Source organism: Candidatus Nealsonbacteria bacterium (genome assembly GCA_019923625.1).
Taxonomy (GTDB): Bacteria; Patescibacteriota; Minisyncoccia; order Minisyncoccales; family RBG-13-42-11; genus JAHXGN01.
The window spans coordinates 1-1,547 of record JAHXGN010000033.1 but is presented as its reverse complement, the minus strand read 5'-3'; the positions used below and the strand labels follow the sequence as shown (position 1 = coordinate 1,547).

Genomic DNA, 1,547 nt, shown 5'->3' with positions numbered 1-1,547 from the left:
CCGCCAAAGAAAAACCCCAGTAGTAGAACCTTCGGTTCACTACGGGGCATGCTTGAAATCGTCCCCCAGTAGTACAACCTTTGGTTGACTACGGGGCATGCTTTTCGCTTCCGCTTTTTGGCGAGGCGGGCCCCGCACAAATCCCTTCGGGATTATGCGGGGTAAACTCCAGGGGGCTAGGTGGAATTTTTACCCCGTACTTCGAGCCCCGCACCAGAGCAAGCTTGGTGCGGGATAAACTCCGCGAGATAGTGGTGGGGCCGCCCGGCGGAGCCCGTTAATGAAATCGGTTCGCCCCGAACAAATTTACTTCGTAAATTTAACGGGGTAAAGATTTTTTCAAATACACACCGCCAGCTGGGAAAAGAGGTTGCTGGCCTACCGTTAACCAAAATTGAAAGCGAGGTAATCAAAAAACCATCAGTGTTAGTTGTGGCAAAAATCGCCAAAGCGTTGGATGTTTCAATAGAGGATTTAATAAAGTAAAATAAATCTATGAAAAAATTAAAAATTGCATTTTTTGAAATAGAACCCTGGGAGAAGGACTATTTAAAACCAAAACTAAAAGGTCTTGATTCTGCGTTTTTTGAAGAAAAAATAACGCCAGAGAGATTAAAAAAAATCCAGGGTGTTGATATCTTATCTCCATTTATTTATTCAATAATTGATAAGAAGATTCTTAATTCTCTAAAATCTCTGAAGTTTATCACCACCCGCTCAACTGGTTTTGATCACCTTGATTTAAAAACCTGCAAAGATAAAAACATTTTGGTTTCCAATGTGCCAAGCTACGGAGAAAATACAGTTGCTGAACATACTTTTGCTTTAATTTTGGCGTTATCAAGAAAAATTTATCCTTCTTTAGAGAAAACAAAGAAAGGTGATTTTTCATTAGAAAATTTAAGAGGTTTTGATCTAAAAGGAAAAACTTTAGCCGTGGTCGGGGTCGGTAATATTGGTCGTCATGTGATTAGAATTGCCAAAGGACTTGAAATGAATATTTTAGCTTTTGATGTCAGAAAAGATCAAAAATTCGCTCAAGAATTCGGTTTTAAATATGCCCCCCTGGATTATTTATTCAGAAATTCTGACATCATTACTTTGCATGTGCCGTATAATAAATCAACTCACCACATGATTAATTTAAAAACTTTAAAATTATTCAAAAAAGGATGCTATTTAATAAATACGGCAAGGGGCGGGATTTGCGATACTACGGCTTTATTAGAGGGTTTAAGGCAAGGAATTTTCGCCGGATTAGGATTGGATGTTTTGAAGGAGGAGTGTTTTATCAAAGAAGAAAGAGAGCTTCTGACATCTGTCTTCAAAAAGACCTGTGACCTGAAGGCCGTACTTGAAAATCACATTTTAATTAACCAACCGAATGTTATCATTACTCCTCACAACGCATTCAACAGTAAAGAGGCTCTCCAGAGAATTTTAGACACAACTATAGAAAACATCAAAGCATTTTCAACTAGCAGACCTATCAATTTAGTGGATTAACTGGAAAAAATATAATTCANGCCAAAGAAAAACTNAAATTG

At 38.1% G+C, this 1,547-nt stretch carries 1 protein-coding gene; it reads left to right on the top strand.

Annotated elements, in window-relative coordinates:
• Positions 1-495: 495 nt before the first annotated feature.
• The gene (locus KY055_02855; protein MBZ1345539.1) at positions 496-1,506 is read left to right on the top strand and encodes a hydroxyacid dehydrogenase; all 1,011 of its coding nucleotides are present in this window, start codon (positions 496-498) and stop codon (positions 1,504-1,506) included.
• The last annotated feature ends 41 nt before the right edge of the window (positions 1,507-1,547 follow it).

Excerpts from the sequence above, each read along its gene's own strand:
- KY055_02855 (MBZ1345539.1), top strand. The coding sequence starts at position 496 with ATGAAAAAATTAAAAATTGCATTTTTTGAAATAGAACCCTGGGAGAAG.